The sequence below is a fragment of the Phenylobacterium sp. P4_E10 genome (assembly GCF_056401675.1).
Window position 1 is genome coordinate 179,907 of sequence record NZ_JBFUIW010000002.1, and the last position, 22,211, is coordinate 202,117.

At 67.3% G+C, this 22,211-nt stretch carries 25 protein-coding genes; 10 read left to right on the forward strand and 15 right to left on the reverse strand.

From position 1 onward, the window contains the following. Nucleotides 1-12: 12 nt before the first annotated feature. Both AC1DQJ_RS02950 and AC1DQJ_RS02955 read right to left on the reverse strand, forming a co-directional pair. Complete coding sequence (locus tag AC1DQJ_RS02950; RefSeq protein ID WP_477600095.1) at nucleotides 13-2,193, reverse strand: xanthine dehydrogenase family protein molybdopterin-binding subunit; 2,181 nt, start codon at nucleotides 2,191-2,193, stop codon at nucleotides 13-15. A 3-nt stretch (nucleotides 2,194-2,196) separates the two neighbouring features. Beyond that, a complete protein-coding gene (locus AC1DQJ_RS02955) occupies nucleotides 2,197-2,664 on the reverse strand; it encodes a (2Fe-2S)-binding protein (RefSeq protein WP_477600097.1) in 468 nt (155 codons plus the stop codon). Nucleotides 2,665-2,941: 277 nt separating this feature from the next. Between AC1DQJ_RS02955 and AC1DQJ_RS02960 the strand changes: the two genes are divergently transcribed. Continuing rightward, entirely contained in the window at nucleotides 2,942-3,271 is a 330-nt protein-coding gene (locus AC1DQJ_RS02960; protein ID WP_477600099.1) for a UrcA family protein, read from the forward strand. Nucleotides 3,272-3,338: 67 nt separating this feature from the next. On the opposite strand, the gene AC1DQJ_RS02965 is transcribed toward AC1DQJ_RS02960, so the two are convergent. The 3 genes from AC1DQJ_RS02965 to AC1DQJ_RS02975 form a co-directional block, all read right to left on the reverse strand. Continuing rightward, nucleotides 3,339-4,109: a DUF4908 domain-containing protein gene (locus AC1DQJ_RS02965; RefSeq protein ID WP_477600100.1), complete on the reverse strand. Its 771-nt coding sequence runs from the start codon at nucleotides 4,107-4,109 to the stop codon at nucleotides 3,339-3,341. A gap of 52 nt (nucleotides 4,110-4,161) precedes the next feature. Continuing rightward, nucleotides 4,162-4,887: an acetoacetyl-CoA reductase gene (gene phbB, locus AC1DQJ_RS02970; protein WP_477600102.1), complete on the reverse strand. Its 726-nt coding sequence runs from the start codon at nucleotides 4,885-4,887 to the stop codon at nucleotides 4,162-4,164. 61 nt (nucleotides 4,888-4,948) lie between these two features. Then, complete coding sequence (locus tag AC1DQJ_RS02975; protein ID WP_477600104.1) at nucleotides 4,949-6,124, reverse strand: acetyl-CoA C-acetyltransferase; 1,176 nt, start codon at nucleotides 6,122-6,124, stop codon at nucleotides 4,949-4,951. A gap of 179 nt (nucleotides 6,125-6,303) precedes the next feature. On the opposite strand from AC1DQJ_RS02975, the gene phaR reads away from it, so the two are divergent. Continuing rightward, nucleotides 6,304-6,924: a polyhydroxyalkanoate synthesis repressor PhaR gene (gene phaR / locus AC1DQJ_RS02980; protein WP_477600106.1), complete on the forward strand. Its 621-nt coding sequence runs from the start codon at nucleotides 6,304-6,306 to the stop codon at nucleotides 6,922-6,924. Nucleotides 6,925-6,955: 31 nt separating this feature from the next. Continuing rightward, complete coding sequence (locus AC1DQJ_RS02985) at nucleotides 6,956-7,276, forward strand: hypothetical protein (protein ID WP_477600108.1); 321 nt, start codon at nucleotides 6,956-6,958, stop codon at nucleotides 7,274-7,276. Here the strand turns inward: AC1DQJ_RS02985 and AC1DQJ_RS02990 are convergent. The 3 genes from AC1DQJ_RS02990 to AC1DQJ_RS03000 all read right to left on the reverse strand — a co-directional run bounded on the left by AC1DQJ_RS02990 (nucleotide 7,273) and on the right by AC1DQJ_RS03000 (nucleotide 8,934). Then, a complete protein-coding gene (locus tag AC1DQJ_RS02990; RefSeq protein ID WP_477600110.1) occupies nucleotides 7,273-7,587 on the reverse strand; it encodes a DNA-binding protein in 315 nt (104 codons plus the stop codon). The two genes, AC1DQJ_RS02985 and AC1DQJ_RS02990, sit on opposite strands and share 4 nt — an antisense overlap. 122 nt (nucleotides 7,588-7,709) lie before the next feature. Beyond that, complete coding sequence (locus AC1DQJ_RS02995) at nucleotides 7,710-8,138, reverse strand: hypothetical protein (RefSeq protein WP_477600112.1); 429 nt, start codon at nucleotides 8,136-8,138, stop codon at nucleotides 7,710-7,712. Between the two features lie 67 nt (nucleotides 8,139-8,205). Further along, complete coding sequence (locus AC1DQJ_RS03000; RefSeq protein WP_477600114.1) at nucleotides 8,206-8,934, reverse strand: glycosyltransferase family 2 protein; 729 nt, start codon at nucleotides 8,932-8,934, stop codon at nucleotides 8,206-8,208. Nucleotides 8,935-8,982: 48 nt separating this feature from the next. On the opposite strand from AC1DQJ_RS03000, the gene AC1DQJ_RS03005 reads away from it, so the two are divergent. Next, a complete protein-coding gene (locus AC1DQJ_RS03005) occupies nucleotides 8,983-10,656 on the forward strand; it encodes an ArnT family glycosyltransferase (RefSeq protein WP_477600116.1) in 1,674 nt (557 codons plus the stop codon). Next, nucleotides 10,653-11,561, forward strand: a complete 909-nt coding sequence (locus tag AC1DQJ_RS03010; protein ID WP_477600118.1) for a hydroxymethylglutaryl-CoA lyase — start codon at nucleotides 10,653-10,655, stop codon at nucleotides 11,559-11,561. The genes AC1DQJ_RS03005 and AC1DQJ_RS03010 overlap by 4 nt, the downstream gene beginning before the upstream one ends. Here the strand turns inward: AC1DQJ_RS03010 and AC1DQJ_RS03015 are convergent. From AC1DQJ_RS03015 to cysS, 7 genes are all read right to left on the reverse strand, one after another. Further along, nucleotides 11,558-12,496: a glycosyltransferase family 2 protein gene (locus AC1DQJ_RS03015; RefSeq protein ID WP_477600120.1), complete on the reverse strand. Its 939-nt coding sequence runs from the start codon at nucleotides 12,494-12,496 to the stop codon at nucleotides 11,558-11,560. The genes AC1DQJ_RS03010 and AC1DQJ_RS03015 overlap by 4 nt on opposite strands. Beyond that, nucleotides 12,493-14,475 (reverse strand): threonine--tRNA ligase, encoded by a 1,983-nt coding sequence (thrS, locus tag AC1DQJ_RS03020; RefSeq protein ID WP_477600122.1) that lies wholly within the window; start codon nucleotides 14,473-14,475, stop codon nucleotides 12,493-12,495. The genes AC1DQJ_RS03015 and thrS overlap by 4 nt, the downstream gene beginning before the upstream one ends. Then, the gene (gene yidD, locus AC1DQJ_RS03025; RefSeq protein WP_477600124.1) at nucleotides 14,472-14,747 is read right to left on the reverse strand and encodes a membrane protein insertion efficiency factor YidD; all 276 of its coding nucleotides are present in this window, start codon (nucleotides 14,745-14,747) and stop codon (nucleotides 14,472-14,474) included. Before yidD ends, thrS begins: the two co-directional genes overlap by 4 nt. Before the next feature lie 56 nt (nucleotides 14,748-14,803). After that, nucleotides 14,804-15,253 (reverse strand): iron-sulfur cluster assembly scaffold protein, encoded by a 450-nt coding sequence (locus AC1DQJ_RS03030; RefSeq protein ID WP_477600126.1) that lies wholly within the window; start codon nucleotides 15,251-15,253, stop codon nucleotides 14,804-14,806. Beyond that, a complete protein-coding gene (locus AC1DQJ_RS03035; protein WP_477600128.1) occupies nucleotides 15,250-15,792 on the reverse strand; it encodes an SRPBCC family protein in 543 nt (180 codons plus the stop codon). The genes AC1DQJ_RS03030 and AC1DQJ_RS03035 overlap by 4 nt, the downstream gene beginning before the upstream one ends. A gap of 19 nt (nucleotides 15,793-15,811) precedes the next feature. Beyond that, on the reverse strand, nucleotides 15,812-16,141 hold the full coding sequence (locus AC1DQJ_RS03040; RefSeq protein WP_477600130.1) for a GIY-YIG nuclease family protein: 330 nt from the start codon (nucleotides 16,139-16,141) through the stop codon (nucleotides 15,812-15,814). Between the two features lie 139 nt (nucleotides 16,142-16,280). Further along, nucleotides 16,281-17,684, reverse strand: coding sequence for a cysteine--tRNA ligase (gene cysS, locus AC1DQJ_RS03045; protein WP_477600132.1), 1,404 nt, complete (start codon nucleotides 17,682-17,684; stop codon nucleotides 16,281-16,283). A gap of 209 nt (nucleotides 17,685-17,893) precedes the next feature. Between cysS and folE the strand changes: the two genes are divergently transcribed. The 5 genes from folE (at nucleotide 17,894) to AC1DQJ_RS03070 (ending at nucleotide 22,106) form a co-directional block, all read left to right on the forward strand. Continuing rightward, complete coding sequence (gene folE, locus AC1DQJ_RS03050; protein WP_477600134.1) at nucleotides 17,894-18,526, forward strand: GTP cyclohydrolase I FolE; 633 nt, start codon at nucleotides 17,894-17,896, stop codon at nucleotides 18,524-18,526. A 182-nt stretch (nucleotides 18,527-18,708) separates the two neighbouring features. Further along, on the forward strand, nucleotides 18,709-19,101 hold the full coding sequence (gene hisI / locus AC1DQJ_RS03055) for a phosphoribosyl-AMP cyclohydrolase (protein ID WP_477600136.1): 393 nt from the start codon (nucleotides 18,709-18,711) through the stop codon (nucleotides 19,099-19,101). Further along, nucleotides 19,098-19,727 (forward strand): LysE family translocator, encoded by a 630-nt coding sequence (locus AC1DQJ_RS03060; RefSeq protein WP_477600138.1) that lies wholly within the window; start codon nucleotides 19,098-19,100, stop codon nucleotides 19,725-19,727. The genes hisI and AC1DQJ_RS03060 overlap by 4 nt, the downstream gene beginning before the upstream one ends. A 451-nt stretch (nucleotides 19,728-20,178) precedes the next feature. Next, nucleotides 20,179-21,093, forward strand: a complete 915-nt coding sequence (locus AC1DQJ_RS03065) for a helix-turn-helix domain-containing protein (RefSeq protein ID WP_477600140.1) — start codon at nucleotides 20,179-20,181, stop codon at nucleotides 21,091-21,093. 56 nt (nucleotides 21,094-21,149) lie between these two features. Continuing rightward, on the forward strand, nucleotides 21,150-22,106 hold the full coding sequence (locus tag AC1DQJ_RS03070; RefSeq protein WP_477600457.1) for an RluA family pseudouridine synthase: 957 nt from the start codon (nucleotides 21,150-21,152) through the stop codon (nucleotides 22,104-22,106). Nucleotides 22,107-22,211 lie beyond the last annotated feature (105 nt).

Consider the following 22,211-nt stretch of genomic DNA (forward strand, 5'->3'; position numbering starts at 1 on the left):
TGCCGCGTGCGCTCACGAGGATTTCAGCAAGGCGGTGTCGATGGGCAGCTGACGAATCCGCTTGCCGGTGGCCGCAAAGATCGCATTGCAGAGCGCCGGTACGATCGGCGGAAGGGCTGGTTCGCCAAGGCCGGTCGGCGAATTGTCCGACTTGATGAAGTGGGTCTCGATCGGCGGCGCCTCGTTGATACGCATCAGCGTGTAGTCGCTGAAGTTGCTTTCGACCGTCGCGCCGTTCTCGATGCTGATCTTCTGGTGCAGCGCGCCAGACAGGCCGTCGAGCACAGAGCCCTCGATCTGGTTGAGGGCGCCGAACGGATTGATCACGTGACGGCCGACATCGGCCGCGACCCAGACCTTCACCAGCTTGATCGCGCCGTCGGGAGCGACCGCCACCTCAACCACCTCGGCGAAGTAGCCCAGGTGGCTGTAGTGGAAGGCGATGCCCAGGCCCGAGCCTTTCGGCAGCTTACGGCCCCAGCCCGACTTCTCGGCCGCCAGCTTGACCACCGCGGCCATACGGCCGGCGGCATAGCCGGAGGGCGCCTGGCCGACCATCGGCGCATCGCCCAGTAGCTTGAGGCGGAAGGCGACCGGGTCGGCGCCGGCGGCGTGAGCGAGTTCGTCGATGAACGACTGCACCACGAAGGCGATGGCGTTGGAACCTGGCGCGCGCAGCGGCCCCGTCGGCACGCCGCAGGGGATCATCGACAGGTCGTAGCGGTAGTTCGGAAGGAAGCGGGCCGGGAACTCGGTCGGCGACATGCCGGCGCTGCGCGCGGGCGTGCCATTCTCGCCGAGGGTCACGAAGTGATTGTGCCAGCCGACGATCTCGCCCGCCGCATCCACCCCGCCCTTGAGGAAGTGCCAGCCGGCCGGACGGTAGAAGTCGTGGCGCATGTCGTCTTCACGCGTCCACAGCAGTTTCACCGGCGCGCCGACCTGCTTCGAGATCCAGGCCGCCTCTACCATGTAGTCGTTGCTCAGCCGGCGGCCGAAGCCCCCGCCGCAGCGGATCATGTGGATGGTGATGTCGTCGGGAGCGACGCCCAGGGTCTTGGCCACCAGCTGGCGGCCCGGCTCCGGATTCTGGGTCGGCGCCCAGATCTCGACCTTGCCGTCCTTGAAGTGGGCGGTGCAGTTCTGCGGTTCGAGGTTGGCGTGCGAGATGAACGGGTAAGCGTAGGCGGCCTCCACCGTCTTGGCCGCTCCGGCCAGCGCCGCGGCCACGTCGCCGTCGTTGCGCTCGGTCTTGCCCGGTGCGGCCTTCGAGGCCGCGAGGGCCGCCGTGGCGAAGGCGGCATCGGACTGCTTGGACGTCGGATGGTCGGCCCAGCTGATGTTGAGCTTGTCGCGGCCCTTGCGCGCGGTCCACCAGCTGTCGGCGACCACCGCAACGCCGGGCAACAAGCCATCCAGCGACGTCCCGCCCTCGACCACGAAGGCGTCGCGGACGCCTTTCACGCCCTTGGCGGCTGAGAGATCGGCGCTCGCCACCTTGGCCCCGAACACCGGCGCCTTCTCGAAGGTCGCATAGAGCATTCCGGGCACCACTACATCGATGCCGAACAGCGGCTTGCCGGTGACGATCGCGGCGGTGTCGACCTGGCGCATCGGCTTGCCGATGATCTTGTAGTCCTTGGGGTCCTTGAGCGGGACGGTCTTCAGATCGGGAACCGGCGCGCTGGCCGCCTTGCCGACCAGGGAGCCGTAGGTCGCCTTGCGGTTCGAACCCTTGTGATGGACCACGCCCGAGGCCGTCGTGCACTCGGAGGCCGGAACGCCCCAGCCTTGAGCTGCGGCGACCACCAGCATCACACGGGCCGCGGCGCCGACCCGGCGCAGCTCGTCCCAGTGCAGCGGCGTGGCCATGCTGCCGCCGGCGAACTGGCGGCCGAAAGTGGCCGGGTCGTTGCCCGCCTGCTCGGTGCGCACGGCCGACCAGTCGACGTCCAGCTCCTCAGCGATCAGCATCGGCAGCATGGTCTTGATGCCTTGGCCGATCTCGGGGTTCTTGTTGACGATGGTGACCACGCCGTCGGGCGCGACCCGCACATAGGCGTTGAGCTTGCCGGGAGCCGGCGCGCCCTCGGCCGCCTGCGCCTTCGAGGCCATGGCGAAGGGAATGACCAGCCCGGCCCCGGCCAGGACTTCGCGGCGCGAGGCCGAGGGCTGCAGCGATCCGTCAGCCATGGCCTAAGCCTCCGTCTTCTGGCCGGAGGCCAGCTTTATCGCCGCCCGGATGCGGGTGTAGGTGGCGCAGCGACAGATGTTGCCGGCCATGGCCTCGTCGATGTCCGCGTCGGTCGGCTTGGCGTTGCTGGTCAGCAGGGCGGTGGCCGACATGATCTGGCCGGCCTGGCAGTAGCCGCACTGGGCGACGTCGAGCTCGGTCCAGGCGGCCTGGACTTTCTTACCGACGGCGGCTGCGCCGATCCCCTCGATTGTGACGATCTTGCCGGAGCCGATGCTCTCGACTGGCAGCGAGCAGGAGCGCACCGGCGCGCCATCGACGTGCACGGTGCAGGCGCCACACTGAGCGACACCGCAGCCGTATTTGGGTCCGAGGATGCCGAGTGTGTCGCGAAGCACCCAGAGCAGAGGCGTATCGCCCTCGACATCCGCCGAGAGGTTCTTGCCGTTCACATTCAATTTGAAGGCCATGAAAGCCGCCCTCCCCTTATTTGCCGTGAACCTAAGGGGTCGGGTGGTCACGCTGCAAGGGCGGCGTCCAATCTTCTCGAAGGCGCAGGGACGGGCACGGCGACAATTCGTTACAGAAATTACAGAATGAATTCTCTGTAATGAATAGTTATTGCTTCGGTTACTTTCTTAAATAAACGTCATTACCCCGCTTTAACAAGACTTGGAGAATTTTGAAGCGCTATCTCCCAGTCATCGGCGGCCCGCAAAGCCCCACAGACGAATTGGGAGAATTCAGATGTTCAAGCTTAGCAGCAGCACCCTTGCCGGCGTCGCGACCCTGGCCCTGGCGACCGTCCCCGCGTTTGCCCTCGCCACCAGCGCGCACGCCGGCCCGGTCGTCGTAAAGATTTCGGATATCGACACGTCGTCGGCGCAAGGCGCCCAGATCCTCGACCAGCGGGTCACCGTCGCGGCGCGGAAGTTCTGCACGGCTCCCGCCAACCAAGGCGGCCTCCCGGCCCAGTCGGCTTGCATGCAGAGCGTTCGTCAGGAAGTTCAGGACAATCTGACCGCCCGCGACACCATGACGGCCAAGAAGCAATCGACCGAACTTGCGCGGCGCTGAAGCTCAGCCCCCTCCCCCAGCCCTGCGCACAAGGCCCGCCCTCCGTGGCGGGCCTTTCTTTTGGGGCTCAGCGGGCGCCGGTCGCCTGCATGATGCGGTCGGACGAGGGACGCCCGGCTAGGCCGTCGGCCGGCGCCACGGTGATGCGCATTTCGCCGCCGACAAGCGTCGCAGCGGGTTTGCGGCCTTCGACCAACGTCACCTTTTTCAGCTTGGACAACAGATTCCTGCCGTCGGGCCGACGTGAGAGCCGCACCACCGCCTCGGCCGTGATGCTGGCCGCGTCGGCCACCACGGCCGAGGAGGCCGGCGAGGCGTCCGCCTCGAAGGGAATCAGCCGACGCGCCGCACGGGTCGCGCGGGCGCTGGCCTGCGCCAAACGCTCGAGCAGCACCTGCGGGCTGAGCGGCGTCAACCGCAGGGCGCCGCCGGCGCCGGTCAGGGCCGCAGGCGATCCGCCCGGACGGTCCTGGGTGAACAGGGTGAGGCCGCCAAGCCGCGTGGCCCTCAGCATCGGTTCGCCCAGGTCGTTCTTGTAAATCACGTCGCCACGCGGCGCTGGATGGGGGCGCAGGGCCCAAATCTCCGAGCTCCCCTCGAACTTCATGTAGACGCGGGTCTGGCTGCGATCGAGGACGAAGGCGTCGCCGTCCTCGCTGACGTAGCGAGCGACCGGCGGGCTGACCTTGCGGCCAGTCGCCGGCTTGTCGCCGAACAGACCTTCGCGAAGTGTCTGCGGACCGGCGAAAGCATCGGGCGCATAGCCGAGGCTCAACGTCGCGGCGAGCGCCGCGACGAAGAGTGGCAGGTACGCTGACGCCGGTCTTTCGCTCACCATCGAGCTAGGCAGATGCCCTTCGAGTGGGGCGCTTTTTGGACGCGCGCCAAGCTTAGCCGGCCATGTACTGGCCACCGTTCAGCGACAATGTCGACCCGGTGACGTAGCCCGCATGTTCGCCGGCCAGGAAGGCCACCATGTCGGCGATCTCCTCGCCCTTGCCGAGCCGCCCGACCGGGATCTGGCCGATGATCGCGGCGAGGACGTTTTCCGGCACCGCCTGCACCATCTCCGTATCGATGTAGCCGGGGCAAATGCAGTTGACGGTGACGCCCTTGCGGGCGTTCTCCAGGGCCAGCGCCTTGGTGAAGCCGATGACCCCGGCCTTGGCGGCCGAGTAGTTGGTCTGGCCCATCTGGCCCTTCTGGCCGTTGATCGAGGAGATGTTGATCACGCGGCCCCAGCTGCGGTCACGCATACCTTCGATGACATGGCGGGTCATGTTGAAGACACTGTCCATGTTGACCCGGATGACTTCAGACCACTGCTCGGGCGTCATTTTGTGGAAGACGCCGTCGCGGGTAATGCCGGCGTTGTTCACCAGCACCTCGATGGGCCCAAGCTCGGCGGTCACCGACTCGACTGCGCGAGCGCAGTCGTCGAAGACGCCGACATTGCCCTTCACCACCATCACACCCAGCTCGGAGGCGCAGGCCTTGGCCGCCTCCTCGTTGCCGGAATAGCCCGCAGCGACTTCGAAACCGTCGCTCTTCAGCCGTTCAACGATCGCACGGCCAATGCCGCGGGTCCCGCCAGTCACGAACGCAACTCTGCCCATCGGGCTCGCCTCCCTTGCTACGCCTCCGACGCCGGTTGGCCCGACGCTCCTTATCGGTTCGTCAGACGGCCTCGACGCACATCGCCACGCCCATGCCGCCACCGACGCATAGGGTCGCCAGACCCTTCTTGGCGCCCGAACGTTTCATTTCGTGGACGAGCGTCGTCAGAATGCGTGCGCCGGAGGCGCCGATAGGGTGGCCGATGGCGATCGCGCCGCCATTGACGTTGACCTTGGCCGGGTCGAGCCCGAGGTCGCGGACCACGCAGATCGATTGAGCCGCAAAGGCCTCGTTGGATTCGACCAGATCCAGGTCTCCGACGCTCCAGCCCGCCTTTTCGAGCGCCTTGCGGCTGGCCGGGATCGGCCCGGTGCCCATGATCTCCGGATCCACCCCCGCATTGGCCCAGGATGCGATACGCGCCAGCGGCTTCAGGCCCCGCTTGGCGGCCTCGTCGGCGCTCATCAGCACCAGGGCCGCTGCGCCGTCATTGAGGCCCGAGGCGTTGGCGGCCGTGACAGAGCCGTCCTTGGTGAAGGCCGGACGCAGGCCCGAGACGCTTTCCAGTGTCGCGCCGTGGCGGATGTACTCGTCCTGATCGACGATCGTGTCGCCCTTGCGGCCCTTGATGGTCACAGGGGCGATCTCGCCGGCGAACTTGCCGGCCTTCTGGGCGGCCTCGGCCTTGTTCTGGCTGGCGACGGCGAACTTGTCCTGCTCCTCGCGGGTGATCTGCCAGCGGGCGGCGATGTTCTCGGCGGTCTGGCCCATGTGGTAGCCGTGGAAGGCGTCCCAGAGGCCGTCCTTGATCATGGTGTCGACCAGGGCGAGGTCGCCCATCTTCTGACCGTTGCGGAGCTGCTGGGCGTGCGGCGCCTGGCTCATGCTCTCCTGGCCGCCGGCCACAACCACCGACGCCGAGCCGTCCGCGATTTGCTGAGCGCCCAACGCCACGGCGCGGAGGCCCGAACCGCAAAGCTGGTTGAGACTCCAGGCTGGGCTTTCCACCGGAATGCCGGCGTTGACCGCGGCCTGACGGGCCGGGCCCTGCCCAGCGCCGGCCTGCAGCACCTGACCCATGATCACCTCGCCGACATCGGCGGCGGCGATCCCGGCGCGCTCGATCGCGGCCTGAATGGCGACCTTGCCGAGGTCGTGGGCCGGGAGGCTGGCGAGGGCCCCGTTGAACGATCCGACCGGGGTGCGAACGGCCGAGACGATGACGACGTCGGTCATAGCGGGGCTCCTCAAGCTCTTAAGGGTTTCAATCTATCGGTAAACGCCGGAGCTTGGGCAAGGGGCGAAACCGACTCGCCTCATCGGAACCCCGACTTTCCGAACGCGCTCGCATCCGCGATACTGCGGTGCAAGAATGAGAATCCGCCTTGGGGGGCGGGCTGATAAAGGATTGCGGGATGGCAGACACCCAGGGATCCGACGACGGCCGCGTCGTCATCAAGAAGTATGCGAACCGGCGGCTCTACAACACCGCCTCGTCCTCCTACGTCACGCTTGAGCACCTGTCCGACATGGTGAAGCAGGGCGTGGACTTCGTCGTCTATGACGCGAAGACCAACGAGGACATCACGCGAACCGTCCTGACCCAGATCATCTTCGAGGAAGAGAGCCGCGAGGGGCAGAACCTCTTGCCGATCCAGTTCCTGCGCCAGTTGATCGGGTTCTACGGCAACTCCATGCAGGCCTTCCTGCCCAGCTATCTCGAGCTGTCGCTGGCGACCTTCGCCGAGCAGCAGGAGCGCATGCGTTCGCAGTTCGCCAGCATCGGCCAAGGCTCTGGCCTCGGCGCCGGCCTGGGCGGGGCTTACGAGGATCAGATCCGCCAGAACCTGGCCATGTTCGACCGGGCGATGAAGATGTTCTCGCCGTTCGCCTATACGCCGCGGCCGGAAGAGCCGGCCAAACCTACTCCGGCCCCGGCGCCCGAGGCCGCCGCTGGCGGCGATGAGACGCTCAACGCGCTGAAAAAGCAGATGGCCGAGATGCAGGCGCAAATCGAGAAGCTGGCCAAACGCTAACTTAACCCAACCGGGCCTAGGCTCTCAGGTCATGACGTCGCCGATCGACCCAATCCGCCGGTCTAGTCCGGCCCGACGCGTCAAGCGCTCCGACGACGCCGCCCGCGCGGAGTCGTCGGACCGCAGCGTGCCGGCGATCTACGAGCCTGCGCCACCGCCTGCGCCCGCCAACGGCGCGCGGCCGGAAGCAGCGTTCGCCGCGCAGATGCTCGGCCAGGACGGGCAGAAACGCGGGCTGCGCGGGGGCAAGGAAACGCTCGACAGCGCCCGCAGCCTCTACAACAAGATCGAGTATTCGGGCTCGGCGGACCGCCGTTCGCCCAAGGGCGGCGCGGCCAAGACCGACGTCTAGCGCGCCCTGAGCCGGGCCACTTCGGCTTCCAGCGCGGCCAGACGCTTTTCCAAGGTCAGCACCCGATCGGCCAGGCCATCCTGGCCGGGGACCGGCGTGGACACCCCCGCGCGGTTGGCGATTTCTGCCGCCGGCACGCCCAGCAGGTCGGCGAAAATGCCTACCTCCTCGGCCGAAAGTTCCCGCTGGTCCTTGAAGACCAGGACGATATCGGCCTCGCTCAACCCGGCCGCGGCGGCCAGAATACGGGCGTTCAGCCCGCGCTCGGCCAGCTTTTCCTCGAACCATTGCCGGTCAAAGAACAGGGCCATCAGCTCTGGCGCCAGTCTTGCTCAACGGGGTGTGAATCCATCGCCGTCGGGGCTTTCATGTTCGCCATCGCCACCCGCCTGTTCGACCTTGCGGTCGTCACCCTGATCTTCTCGGCGCTAACCTAGAGCGCGTCCTGGCCGAAATCGACGTCACGGCGCGCCGAGACAATGGTGACGATGAACCCGGCCAGCACGTCCAGCAGGACCATGGTCGAGAGCAGGAAGAAGGTGGACGTCGCGAAGGCCGGCGAGAGCAAGAACTCCACCAGGCAGGCGACGAACAGCAGCATCGAGAGGGCGTGATTGACGATCGCCGTCCGCCGACTGGTGGTCGATTTCAGCAGCTCGATGAACAGCACCACCAGCCCGACGAGCAACAGCAGATCGCCAAGCGTCACCGGCCACTGCGCGCCGGACGTCATCGCAACCTCGAACATCGGCTCGGTCATGCGGATCGTGGCTTCCTGCGAGTGGAAGCCGCCGGCCAGCGTCAAGGCGAGCAGGTTGTAGGCGAGCACGGGCAGGGCCAGCAGCGGCAATGCGGCGAACATAGAAACCCCTCCCCCTCTCGGATCGAGCAGGAGCTTCCGCTGCTTTTCCAGGCGCGACAAGGCGCGCCTAGAGCTCTTCGACGCGTCCGGGCAGCCGCGAACGCGACTGCAGCCACATCACGCCGAACAGGTCCGAGAGCGAAGCCCACAGACGGCCGAGGTTGGTATACTTCGACTGTCCGGTCTGACGGTGACGATGGTTCACGGCCCGAAAGTCGACCTGGTAGCCCTCGCGCAGCATCAACGCCGGCAGATAGCGGTGGATGTGGTCGAAATACGGGAGCCGCAGGAACGCCTCGCGCCGGAAGGCCTTGAGGCCGCAGCCGGTGTCGTTGGCCGTGTCCTTGAGCAGCTTCTTGCGCACACCGTTGCCGAATTTCGACGCGAACTTCTTGGCCGAGCTGTCCTGGCGCTTGACCCGCTCGCCGCCGACCAGGACCAGGTTCTGCGATCCGGCGTTGAGGGCGTCGACCAGCTTGGGGCCGTCGGCCGGATCGTTCTGGCCATCGCCATCGAGCGTGACGATGACGTCGCCGCGGGCGGCCAGGATGCCGGTGCGGATCGAGCGGCTCTGGCCCGAATTGCTGGTGTGGCTGAGGACGCGCAGCTGTGGGATCTCGGCCTTCAGCGCGGTGAGCGCCGCGCGGGTGCCGTCGCGACTGCGGTCGTCGACGAAGATCATCTCATAGTCGCGGCCGGCGAAGGCGGCGGCGATTTCACGTGCGAGGTCCGGCGCCGCGCCTTCCTCGTCGAAGACGGGGACGACAACGGAGATGTCGGGCGTTGATTTGGCCATGCCCCTCCATAGCGGAAAATTCGGCGCGCGGGTGCTATCAACTGGGCCATGAGTCTACAGGCCTATCTTGATCGCTTCAGTCAGGGGTGGCGCGCGCCAGCCTTCGCCGCGCTTGTCGCCCTGCTCGCGGGCTTGCCGGGCGTGTTCGCGATGCCGCCGCTGGACCGCGACGAGAGCCGATTCGCCCAGGCGACAGCGCAGATGCTGGAGTCCGGCGACTTCGTGGTGATCCGCTTCCAGGACCAGCCGCGCTTCAAGAAGCCGGTCGGCATCCATTGGCTGCAGGCCGCCAGTGTGGCGCTTGTGTCGCAGGCCGAGGACCGAGAGATCTGGGCCTATCGGCTGCCGTCGCTGCTCGGCGCGATGCTGGCGGCGGCGGCGTGCGCGTGGGGCGCATCGGTGTTCTTCGGCGGGCCGACCGGCTTGCTGGCCGGGGCGATCCTGGGTTCGAGCTTCCTGCTCTCGACCGAGGCCTTCATCGCCAAGACCGATGCGGTGCTGGCCGGGACCACAACCCTAGCCATGGCCGCGCTGGCCAGGATCTACGCGGCCTCGCGCGATGGCCCGCCGGCCGGCCGGATCACGCGCCTGCTGTTCTGGCTGGGGCTTTCCGCCTCTATCCTGGTCAAGGGGCCGGTGGGCCTGATGGTGGTCACGCTCACGGCCCTGTCGCTGTGGGCCTGGGATCGCAAAGCCCCCTGGGCGAAGAACCTGGGCTGGACCTGGGGCCTGATCCTGATGGCGGCGATCATCGGGCCCTGGGCGGCGGCGGTTACGGTGGCCACGGACGGCGGCTTCTGGACCACCGCGTTCGGCGCCGACTTCGCTCCCAAGCTGGTGGGCGGCCAGGAGAGCCACGGCGCCCCGCCCGGCTATCACACCCTGCTGACCCCGCTGCTGATCTTCCCGGGCGCGTTGCTGTTGCCGGCGGCCGTGGCGCTGGGCTGGCGGACGCGCAACGAGCCGGGCGTGCGTTTTGCCCTCTGCTGGCTGATCCCGGCCTTCTTCGTCTTCGAGGCCACCCCGACCAAGCTGGTGCACTACACCCTGCCGACCTACGGCGCCTTCGCCTGGCTGATGGCGGCGGCGGTGATGCGCCCGCCGATCGGACCCGTCGCCCGCTGGGTAGGCATCGCGCTCTCGGCCCTGGTCGGCGTCGTGTTCGGCGCGGCGGTGTTCTACCTCTACGGCGAGTATGGCGATCGCAGCGACCTGCCGGCCACCCTCGCCACCGCCCTGCTGCTGGCCGCCGCGGGGCTCACCGGCGCCTATTTGCTCTGGCGCGGCGAGCCCTTGAAGGCGATCTGCGCGGCCATCGCCCTGACCGTCCTTGGTCATGGCGCATTCGCCGCCGCCTTCGCTCCGAACCTCGAGCCGCTATGGCTCTCGCGACGCACCGAGGAGGTGCTGGCCCGCGCCCAGCTGCTGCCGCGGCAGGGCATCGCTCCGCCCCCGATCGCCGTCGCCGGCTATGCCGAGCCGAGCCTGGTCTTCGCCCTGGGCACCTCGACGGACCTCGGCGACGTGCCCGAGGCGATCGAGGCGCTGGCCGATCAGCGACCAGCCGTGGTCGAGGGCCGCGAGCAGAAGGCGTTCGAGGCGGCGCTGAAGGCGCAGGGGATCAAAGCGCGCGAAATCGGCCGTGTTGAGGGCCTGGACTACTCCAACGGCGACGAGACGACTTTACGAGTCTACGCCCCAGCCCCATCTGAGGGACCATGAGCCGTTTCATCGAAATCGTCGAAGTCGGCCCGCGCGACGGGCTGCAGAACGAGAAGGCGATCCTGGACGTCGGGCAGAAGCTCGACTTCATCGGCCGCCTGCAGGCGGCCGGCGCCAAGCGGATGGAGGTGGTGTCCTTCGTCAATCCCAACCGCGTGCCGCAAATGGCCGGGGCCGAGGAGATCATGGCCGCCCTGCCGACCGAGGCCGGCCTCTCGCGCATCGGCCTGGTGCTGAATATGCGCGGCTGGGAGCGCGCGGTGGCCGCCGGCTGCGACGAGGCCAATGTGGTGGTCTGCGCGTCAGATGGCTTCGGGATCCGCAACCAGGGCGCCAATGTCGCCGAGCAGATCGAAGCCATGCACGCGATCGCGGCGCGCAAGGCCAGCGACGGCGGGCCGCCGATCTCGGTCACCTTCTCGACCGCGTTCGGCTGCCCGTTCGACGGCGAGGTTCCGCAGGAACGGGTGGTCTCGCTGGCCCGCGAGGCGGCGAACGCCAAGGTCGACGAGATCGCCCTGGCCGACACCATCGGCGTAGCCGACCCCTGGATGGTCCGCGCCCGGGTCGAGGCGGTCCGCGAGGTGATCGGCGACATCCCGCTGCGGCTGCACTTTCACGACACCCGCAACACCGGACTGGCCAACGCCTTCGCCGGGGTCGAGGCCGGGGTCGACATCCTGGACGCCAGCTGCGGCGGCCTGGGCGGTTGTCCGTTCGCGCCGGCGGCGACCGGCAACATCGGCACCGAAGATCTGGTCTACATGCTGGAGCGGGCCGGCTTCGAGACCGGCTACGACATCAAAGCGCTGATGGAGACCGCGCAGTGGATGGCGGCGATCCTCGACAAGCCGATCGCCGCGTCGATCAGCCGCGCGGGCCTGTTTCCGCCCGAGGCCGCCTAGGCGGCGCGGCCGCGGATGCGCCACATCACCGGGCGGGCGATCGCAGTGCAGACGATGATCGGAGACAGGATCAGGGCCAGCAGCCGCTCGCCCAGGCCCTCGGCCCGCTTGCGGAAGTAGCGGGCCAGACCGACACCTTTATGGAACTCAACCCGTAGCGGGCTGGCGTGGCTGGTATGGCCCAGGTGGATCACCTCGGCCTTGGGCTGGAACAGCACCGCGCCGCCGGTCTGGCGCACGCGCCAGCAGAGATCGACGTCCTCGACGTGCAGGAAATACCCCTCGTCGAAGCCCTGGACGACCTCGAAGTCCTCACGGCGCATGCAGAAGCAAGCCCCGGAGATCGTAGGGACGGCGGTCACGCCTTCGGGCGCGGTCTCAGTCTCCCAGTGCACCTCGTAGCGGCGCCATGCCGGGACCCGGCGCGACAGGTGGCTGAGGCTGAGCAGGGCGCTCACCGGGGTGATGTCGCCGCGGCGCGCGCCGCGCTGCTCGGTGCGGTCGGCGTTGAGCACCCGCCCGCCGACCAGGGTCGGGACGGGACGCCCGTCGATGGCGCGCACCAGCTCGGCGACGCAGCCCGGCTGCAGGAAGGCGTCGGGATTGAGGAACACGATGACGTCGCTGGCCGCGGCCCGGGCGCCGAGATTGGCGCCGCGGGCGAAGCCGACATTGCCATGCCCCTGAAGCAGCCGCACACGCCCGTCGCTGTCGGCCAGGCGCTTGATGCGCGAGGCCTCCATGCGGGTCGAGCCGTTGTCGACGATGACCAGTTCATCGACCAGCGGGTCTGCGAGGACGCATTCGATGCTCTGCTGAAGCGCCTCGCCGGTCATGTAGACCACCATGACGACGGAGACGCTCTGGCGCGGCTTCAGATAATCCTGTGTCGGAGCTGGCTCGTAAGCAACGATCGGTGCGGCGATGCCGTTCATCCAGCCTCCCTGACCCCGACCGCGCCCGCCTCGGGCGAAGCACCCCGAAGCACACGCTGCCGTGCAACATCTGGCGGACTCGCCTCTAAGGCAAGTGTCTTAACCGCCTCGTCAACCGTGAGGATAGACTGCCCGTCGGAGCCGAAACGCCTCAGAGCCACTTTGCCTTCCTCAGCTTCTCGCCTGCCGACAACTGCGATAACCGGCGCCTTGGCGAGACTATGTTCCCGAATCTTGTAGTTGATTTTCTCGTTCCGCAGATCCGTTTCAACCCTGAGACCGGCGGCGCTCAATTCTTGAGCCACTGACAAGGCATAATCATCGGCATCTGACGTAATTGTGGCGACGACGACCTGCGTCGGGGCCAGCCACAGCGGGAATGCGCCGGCGTAGTGCTCGATCAGCACGCCGATGAATCGCTCCAGCGAACCGCATATGGCGCGGTGCAGCATGACCGGCCGCTGTTTCGACCCATCCTCGGCCGTGTATTCGGCGCCGAGCCGTTCGGGCAGCACGTAGTCGAGCTGGATCGTGCCGCACGTCCACGTCCGGCCGATCGAGTCCTTCAGGATCCAGTCGAGCTTCGGCGCATAGAAGGCGCCGTCGCCCTCGGCGATCACCGGCTCCACGCCGGCCTTGCGGGCGGCGATCAGCATCTGCGACTCGGCCTTGTCCCAGAACTCGTCGCTGCCGGCCCGGATTTCAGGACGGGTGGCTAGCGCGATGTGGTCGCGCTCAAGCCCGAAGTCGGCATGGATGGAGTTGGCCAGCTCGATGAACTTCGCCGTCTCCTCCTCGATCTGGTCCTCGCGGCAGAAGATGTGGGCGTCGTCCTGGGTGAAGGCGCGCACCCGCATCAGGCCATGCAGTGCGCCCGACGGCTCGTAGCGGTGGCAGGCGCCGAACTCGGCCATGCGCAGGGGCAGGTCGCGATACGACTTCTGGCCGAACTTGAAGATCTGCACGTGGCCCGGGCAGTTCATCGGCTTCAGCGAGAGCTCTTCGCCCTCCTCCGTCTCGCAGACGAACATGTTCGGCCGGTACTTGTCCCAGTGTCCCGACTTCTCCCAGAAGATCCGGTCGAGCACCTGCGGCGTGCGCACTTCCTGATAGCCGGCCACTTCCAGGCGGCGGCGGACGTAGGACTCCACCGTGCGCCAAAGCGTCAGGCCTTTCTCATGCCAGAAGACCATGCCCTTGCCCTCTTCCTGCATATGGAAGAGGTCCATGGCGCGGCCGATCTTGCGGTGGTCGCGGCGCTCGGCTTCCTCCAGGCGATGGAGGTGCGCCTCGAGGTCGGCCTCGGTCGCCCAGGCCGTGCCGTAGATCCGCTGGAGCTGCGCGTTGCGGTGATCGCCACGCCAGTAGGCGCCAGCCAGCTTCATCAGCTTGAAGGCCTTGCCCACCGACTTGGTCGACGGCAGGTGCGGGCCGAGGCACAGGTCCTTCCACTGGCCCTGGCGATAGACCGTGATCGTCTCGCCCGCCGGCAGGTCGGAGATGATCTCGGCCTTGTAGGCCTCGCCGATCTCCTTGAAGTGGTTGATCGCCTCGTCGCGATCCCAGACCTCGCGGACGATCTTCTCGTCGCGATCGACGATCTCCTTCATCCGCTGCTCGATCTTGGCGAGATCGTCGAGGCTGAACGGCGTGTCACGCGCGAAGTCGTAATAGAAGCCGTCCTCGATCGCCGGGCCGATGGTCACCTGCGTACCGGGGAATAGCTCCTGCACCGCCTCGGCCATCACGTGGCTGGCGTCGTGGCGGATGGTCTCTAGCGCCTCGGGGTTCTCGCGCGTCAGGATCTCGAAGGCGCCGCCCTTGTCGAGCGGACGGTCGAGGTCGCGCAGCTCGCCAGCGAGCTTCACGAGCACCGCCTTCTTCTCCAGCGACTTGGCGATGGAGGCGGCGACCTCACGGCCCGTGACACCGTCTTCGAACTGGCGCTGGGAGCCGTCGGGGAAAATCAGATCGATCATGTTTCACACGTCCATGTCCGCGAGGCCGACCCGTCCTGGGTCTTGTCGCGCGGTTGGGGGACCGGGTCGTAGCCCGCGCCTCCCCAGGGATGACAGCGGCACAACCGCCGGGCCGCGAGCTTGGAGCCGCGCCAGGGGCCATGCAGGATCAGGGCCTGAGCCGTATATTCCGAACAGGTCGGAAGAAACCGGCACTGGCGCCCGATCAGGGGCGAAAGCGTCAGCTTGTAGGCGCGGAGGGCGCCTCGGACGCAGGTTTCATAGAATGTCATGCCGGCTCGCAGGCGTGCGATTCAGTCGCAGCGATTACGCTGAGCGACCCTCAGGATCAAGCCGCGCCGGCGCTGCTAGTTCGTTCCACGGCGCGGCGGACAGCCTCGGCCGCGGCCTCGAACGCCAGAAGCGTGGAGGCATGGCGGGCGGGATAGTCTTTCACCGGGGCCAACATGGAGAGATCCGCAAAACGTCCTTGGGGCGCATCTGCGCCGTGCTTGAGCATAGCACGGAACTGATCGCGGGCCATCTCGATCTCCGGAAGGCTGGCGCCCAGCACATTTGCGCCGAGCACCGCGGCCGAGGCCTGGCCCAGCGCGCAGGCCTTCACGTCCTGGGCGAAGTCGGCGACCCGGTCGCCCTCGACCACCACATCGACGATCACGCGGCTGCCGCACAGCTTGGAGACCTTCTCCGAGCTGGCGTCCGGCGCGGGCAGCCGGCCGAGGTGGGGCATGTTGGCCGCCAGCTTCAGCAGTTTGGCCGAGTAGAGGTCGTCGATCATGTTGTGGATGTAGGAGCGCCGCCCTGGGCGCGCCACGCGTCCTCTGCGCGCGCCTTCAGCGCCTCGTTCATCGCCTGGAACCCGCGATAGATCTTCCGACCCATGCGACGCGCGACGGTGGGCCCCAGCAGCCCCCCGATCAGCTCGCCGTTGGAGAAGATCGTGCTGGCGGTGTCCAACTGCTCAAGCTCCAGGAACCGGGTCGTCGAGACCAGGCCGCCCAGCATTTTCAGGCGCCAGTGGATCTGGTCGTTGGGCACCCACTCCAGGATCACCGGCTTGATCTGCTGCGGCGGCTCGCCTTCCAGAGCCAGGGTCAGGTCGAGCTGTGAGCCGATCCGGATGACGCCGTGGGCCAGCGGGTAGAGCGGGTTCCACTCATGCCAGCGCTCCAGATCATATAGGATTTCCCAGATCGTCTCGGCCGGGGCCTGGACGCCGATACGATGTTCAACGCGCACGCCGCTGGGCCCGGCGGGGGCCGGGGTCTTGAACTTGAAGCCTGCGCCGGCCGTGAAGGTCTTTGGGCCAAGGGCCATTAGCGCACACTAACCCCGCTCATCCCCGCGAAGGCGGGGACCCAAGCGGCGCAACGGCCGCCCAGCAATTCAAGGTCTCGTAGAGATCGTCCCAACGCGGGTTCAACTCCTCAATGAGCCTGATCTTCCAGGCTCTATTCCACTTCTTGATCTGGCGTTCACGACGAAACGCATATTCGCGCTCGTCGTGCACCTCGTACCAGGCCAGTCGGACGACATCATACTTGGCCGTGAAGCCGCGATAGGCCTTTTCCTTGTGCTTCCATACCCGAGACGCAAGGTCATCGGTGTGTCCGCAATAGAGCGTCCCATAAGGGCCGCTCGCCATCAGATAGGTATAGAAGGACACCCCGCCCTCCGCTCATCCCCCGGAGGCGGGGACAAGCAGAAGCTTACACAGACGAGATCCTGAACAAACCAGGAACGCACCTGATGCGAAAGCGAGGATGTCGGTCCGCTTGGGTCCCCGCCTTCGCGGGGATGAGCGGCTAAGTGGATTCCTTGATCCGCCAGGTCGCGCCAGCGGGGCCGTCCATAACCTCGATATTCAACGCGGTGAGCTCGTCGCGGATGCGGTCGGCGGCGGCCCAGTCCTTGGCGGCCCGCGCCTCGACCCGCTGGGCGATCAGCGACTCGACCCGCTCACGCAGTTCGTCGGTGACGCCGCCCTGGAACCAAGCCTCCGGATCGCCGAGCAGGAAGCCCAGCAGGTTGGCGGCGGCCAGCAGTTCGCCCTTGGCCTGGCCGCGGCCCTTGCCGGTGGCGGTCTCCAGCTTGGTGGCCATTCCGAACAGCTCGGCGAAGGCGGCCGGCGTATTGAGGTCGTCTTCCAGCGCAGCCATGAAGGCCGCCGGCGGCGGCACGTCCTCGGCCTCCACCTCGCTGGAGCGGCGCAGCGCGCCGTACAGCCGGTCGAGAGCCTTGCGCGATTGCTCGATCAGCTCGCCAGTCCATTCGAGCGGCGCGCGGTAGTGGCCGACCAGCAGCGCCCAGCGCAGGGCCTCGCCGGGCGCCTGGGCGATCAGGTCGTGAACCAGGGCGACATTGCCCAGGCTCTTGGACATCTTCTCGGCCGCCATGTTCAGGAAGCCGTTGTGCATCCAGTAGTTGGCGTAGGCGCCGCTCCCGTCCTGGCCATGGTCGTGGCCGGCGGCGCAAACGCCTTGCGCCATCTCGTTCTCGTGGTGCGGGAACAGCAGGTCGATGCCGCCGCCATGGATGTCGATCGGCAGGCCGAGCGTCTGCTCGATCATCGCCGAGCACTCGATGTGCCAGCCCGGGCGGCCGGGGCCCCAGGGGCTTTCCCAGACCGGTTCGTTCTCCTTGGAGGGCTTCCAGAGCACGAAGTCGGCGGGATGCTGCTTGTAGGGGGCGACATCGACGCGCGCGCCGGCGATCATGTCCTCCATCGGCTGGCGCGACAGTTTGCCGTAGTCGCCATAGGTCTGCGTGTTGAAGAGGACGTGGCCCTCGGCGGCGTAGGCCGAGTTGTTGCCGACCAGCTGGCCGATCATCGCGATGATCGCATCCATGGTCTGGGTGGCGCGCGGCTGGTGCGTCGGGCGCAGCGCGCCAAGCGTGGCCATGTCGTCGTTGTAGATGGCGAGGTAGCGGTCTGTGATGACGTCGATCGCCACCCCTTCCTCGGCCGCCTTCTTGTTGATCTTGTCGTCCACGTCGGTGACGTTGGCGGCGTAGATCACCGCCTTCTCGCCGTAGGCGTCACGCAGCAGACGGAACAAGACGTCGAAAACCACGACCGGCCGGGCGTTGCCGATATGGGCGTAATTGTAGACCGTGGGCCCGCAGACATACATCGTCACCCGGGCAGGATCCTTGGGAACGAAGGGCCGCTTTTCGCGGGCCATGGTGTCGTAGAGCGAGAGGGCCATCGGGTCCTTCATGAAAACTGGCGGCGGCCTAGTTGAAAACTGACGCCGGGTAACGGTTGCCCGCCAAGGGGTTGGCCCCATATACATTCGGTCCGGCCGCGAGGCCACGGTTCCGTCCGTGGTTTAGCGCCTGGTTATGGGGTGGCACGCGTCATTTCCGGGACCTTCGTCCCGGCGCAACTCAGGCCCCGGAAAGAAACCGCTCACACATGGACGCTCCCAGTCGCGACCGAACCCTGATCGGCGCCCCCGGTCTTGATCTTGAAGCCGTGAAGCGCCCGACGCGCGAAGAGGCTATGGAAGCCGTGCGCACGCTGATCGCGTGGGCGGGCGACGACCCCCGCCGCGAAGGCGTGATCGATACGCCCAAGCGCGTGGTCGACGCCTATGGTGAGTGGTTCGAAGGCTATCAGCTCGATCCCGCCAAGGAACTCTCGCGCACCTTCGAAGACGTGCAGGGCTATGACGACATCGTCATGCTGCGCGACATCGAGGTGGAGAGCCACTGCGAGCACCACATGGCTCCGTTCCTCGGCAAGGCCTATGTCGCATACATGCCGACCAACCGGGTCGTCGGCATCTCCAAGCTGGCCAAGGTGGTCGAGATCTTCTCGCGTCGCCTGCAGACCCAGGAGACCATGACCCAGCAGATCGCCGATGCGATCACCGACAGCCTGCGTCCGGCCGGCGTGGCGATCCTGATCGACGCGGCGCACCAGTGCATGACCACCCGCGGCGTGCACCACCGCCACGTCTCGACGATCACCACCCAGTTCACGGGCGTCTTCAAGACCGACGCGACCCTGCGTCAGCGCTTCCTGGACTTCGTCAACAAGCGCTAGGCTTTCGAACGTCAGGCCTTCCGGCGGGAGGCCTGACGTCAGCCGCTAGCGCGCAGGCCAGCGAGCCGGAACGAATCCGATCAAATTGAATCGGATTTCGTTCCACCCTCTATCAATTTAGAGCATTTTCTGCGCCGAACCGGCATCCACTTCGGCGGAAAATGCTCAGGCCACATGCGCCCATGACCGACTTCCCCACCGCTTCTTCCAAGCAGGCGCTCGAACACGGCGACGTTCTGAGCCCGCGCTTTGACGCCAATGGTTTGATCGCGGCCGTCGCCACCCATGCCGAGACTGGCGAGGTGCTGATGTTCGCCTGGATGAGCCCGGAGGCTCTGGCCAAGACCATCGAGCTGGGCGAGGCGGTCTACTACAGCCGCTCGCGGGGCGAGATCTGGCACAAGGGCGCGACCAGCGGCCAGATCCAGCAGGTCGTCGAGATGCGGATCGACTGCGACCAGGACTGCGTGTGGCTGAAGGTGCTCCCGCAGGGCGACGGCGGCGCCTGCCACGTCGGTTTCCGCTCCTGCTTCTATCGCGTGGTCGAGGACGGCAAGCTGGTGGAGCGGCCATGAGCCCACTCGAGGCTGTGCTCGGCTTCACCGCCGCGGCGGCGGTGATGACCATGGTCCCAGGCCTCGACACCGCCCTGGTGCTGCGGGCCGCGGCGGTGGAAGGGCCCAAGCGTGCGGCGCTGGCGGGTCTTGGCATCGTGCTCGGCTGCCTGGTCTGGGGCGCCGCGGTGGCTGCGGGCCTGGGCGCACTGCTGGCCGCCTCGCAGACCGCCTTCACGATCCTGAAGTGGGCCGGCGCGGCCTATCTGCTGTGGCTCGGGATCGGCCTGATCGCCAAGCCGCGCAAGACCTTCGCGCTCGACACGGGCGCCGCGCCGAACGCCGGGAGCGACTTCGCCTGGATGCGGCGCGGCCTGATCACCAACCTGCTGAATCCGAAGGTCGGAGTGTTCTACGTTTCGCTGCTGCCGCAGTTCATGGCCCAGGGCGTGCCGGCCGGGCCGTTCCTGTTTCTGCTGGCGACGATCCACGGCGTGCTGGGCCTGGCCTGGTTCACGCTGCTGATCGCAGCGACCCGGCCGATCGCCAGGACCCTGCGGCGGCCAGCCGTGATCGCCTGGCTGGACCGGCTGACGGGCGGCATATTCCTGGCGTTCGCTGCCCGGCTGGCGCTGGAGAAGGCCTAACCTCGTCCGCTCATCCCGGCGAAGGCCAGGGCCGGCCGTCGCCCCGGTTCCGAGCTCAGGCGGCGGTAAGAGCCCCCAGACCCATTCGGCTCCGGTCCTCACCGAGATGAGCGAACCGCCTGGCGCAGGCGCCCGCGGGCGACACAGGGGCGGACGACCGCCTGATGGGGCCGCCCGCCTCTGGTCATGGCGATCCTTATCGTGGGGACTCTCGGATCACCGCAGAGCCGCCCCGGCCGGGACGCCGGGTTGGCGGCTCTGATCATTCGTGCCGTCTGGCTGCCACGTGTGTACGGCGAACAGCGTTCTCTGAGCAGTTGCAGCGGCCTGCGCAACGGTTGCAGCGCGGGGAAGCAACCGCTGCACGGCGACATGCAACCGTTGCATTCCACCGCGCAACCGTTGCATGCTGGGTTGCATTTCATTGCGGCTATGGAATCATCGAGCCGCCATGCACCTCTCCACGCCCTTCTCCGAGAAGCTGGACCTGGTCCTGAAGGCGCTCTCCATGAGCCGCGGTCGGCTGGCCGCCGACCTGGGGGTCGACAAGTCTCTTGTCGGACGCTGGGCGTCCGGCGCGGTGACGCCCTCGGCGCATAACCTGGAGAACCTGACCAAGCTGGTGGCGGGGCGGCGCGCCGGCTTCACCATGCTGGACTGGGACCGCGACCTCGCCAGCCTGGCCCAGGTGTTCGGCGTCGAGCCGGCCCTGCCCCGCACGCCCGAGCCGAAGACCAACGGCGCGGCCGCCCACGGCCTGCCGCTGCCGGGCATGGACCTGGTGCGGATGATGACCGACCGCCGGGCGGCGACCTATGAAGGCTTCTGGCGCAGCACCCGGCCCTCAATCGCCATGCCCGGCGAGATCTTCCACGACTACGGCCTGATCCGCCGCGGCGCCGACGGCCTGCTGCGCTTCGCCATGGGCGGCTCGGGACTGCTGTTCGACGGCTGGATGCTGCCGGTCGAGGGCCAGCTGTTCGCCATCCTGTTCGACACCGTCGGCCAGACGCCAGTGTTCCTGATCTTCAACGGGGTCTCGCTGCACAAGGCGGTGCAGCTGGACGGCCTGATCCTGGCGGCGGCGCTGAACGCCGCGCGCACGCCCTCGGCCTACCCTGTGGTCCTGGAGCGGATCGGGGACTTGACCGGAGACGTCGAAACCGACGACGAGCACTTCAAAGAGCTGCTAAAGCTCGACACCGCCGCCACCAAGGAAACCGCTCCAGAGTCCATGCGCAAACACCTGATCCGCGACATCGGACCGGCCGCCGCCGCATCGGGCGCGGGCGAGCTGTTTCTGCTCTCGAGCTGGGCGAATAGCCTGTCGAAGGGACTTTCGTCCGGCGGACACCTGCAAGGGTGAGCCAAGTCGATATCGAAGACGACGACCTCCCGGCGGACGAACTGCCCGCGGAGGGCATGGACGCGCGGATCGTCACGATCGCGCCGGAGGCCGCCGGCGCGCGGCTGGACAAGACCCTGGCCGAGCACCTGCCGGACCTGTCGCGCGGCCGCATCCAGGCGCTGATGGCCCAGGGGCTGGTCAGCCGCGGCGGCGTGCAGATGAGCGACGCCTCGGCCAAGGCCCAGGCCGGCGACTATCAGCTGCTGATCCCGCCGCCGGCCCCGGCCGAGCCGCAGCCCGAAGACATCCCGCTGACCATCCTCTTCGAGGACGCTGACCTGATCGTGCTGGAGAAGCCGGCCGGCATGGCGGTGCACCCGGCGCCGGGCAGCGAGACCGGCACCCTGGTCAACGCCCTGCTGCACCATTGCGGCGACAGCCTGTCGGGCATCGGCGGGGTCGCGCGCCCCGGGATCGTCCACCGCATAGACAAGGAGACCTCGGGCGTGATGGTGGCGGCCAAGTCCGACGCCGCCCACCAGGGGCTTTCGAAGCTGTTCGCCACGCACGATATAGATCGGGTCTACGTCGCGCTGGTCCGCGGCGCGCCGCAGCCGGTCCAGGGGACGATCGAGACCCGGATCGGCCGCTCGCAAAGCGACCGCAAGAAGATGGCGGTGCTGAAGACCGGCGGCCGCGAGGCGATCACCCACTACCGCACCGAACGCACGTTCGGCGGCCCCAAGCCGCTGGCCGCCCGTATCTCCTGCACCCTGGAGACCGGCCGCACCCACCAGATCCGCGTGCACATGGCCTCCAAGGGGACGCCCTGCCTGGGCGACCCGGTCTACGGCTCAGGTCCGCCGGCCGGTCCGGTGCGGGAAGCTGTGGCGGATGCAGGCTTGAAACGTCAGGCTTTGCACGCCGCGGTGCTGGGGTTCATCCATCCCGTGACTGGCCAAGCTTTGCGCTTCGAGAGCCCCCTTCCGGCCGATATGGGGCGCCTGGAAGCTAATCTGTCAGCTTTGTAAGAAAGCTTGTGCCCTTGCGGCCTTGAAGGCGCCAACTTCGGCCTGTAGAAATACCTGACTAGAGCAGTCGGATTTTCGGGCCTGCCGGTTTCTCCCAAACCTGGG